At 67.1% G+C, this 246-nt stretch carries 1 pseudogene; it reads right to left on the reverse strand.

Annotated features, from left to right (window positions below):
• Window positions 1-246 (reverse strand): annotated as a pseudogene (locus KVT32_RS31065) (OsmC domain/YcaO domain-containing protein); the annotation flags it as partial.

The following is a 246-nucleotide window of genomic DNA, read 5'->3' on the forward strand; positions in this document are numbered from 1 at the left end:
GTTGGTGTCGACCAGGTGCGAGCCGCGCAGCTCGCCGTCGGGGTCGTACACGGCGAGGCAGTATTCGTCGAGGATCTCGCCTGGCAGCGCGTCGTCGGGGCCGGGCTGGGACCAGCGCTCGTCCGGATAATGCACGAAGTCCGCGTTGTCGATCTCTTCGCCCCAGTAGGAGCCGGCATAGAAGTGGTTGTTGCTCTGGCGCCCGATGTACTCGCCCAGGGCCGAGGCCACCGCGCTCTCCTTGGT

Source organism: Achromobacter sp. GbtcB20 (genome assembly GCF_019091095.1).
GTDB classification, from domain to species: Bacteria; Pseudomonadota; Gammaproteobacteria; order Burkholderiales; family Burkholderiaceae_B; genus Achromobacter; species Achromobacter mucicolens.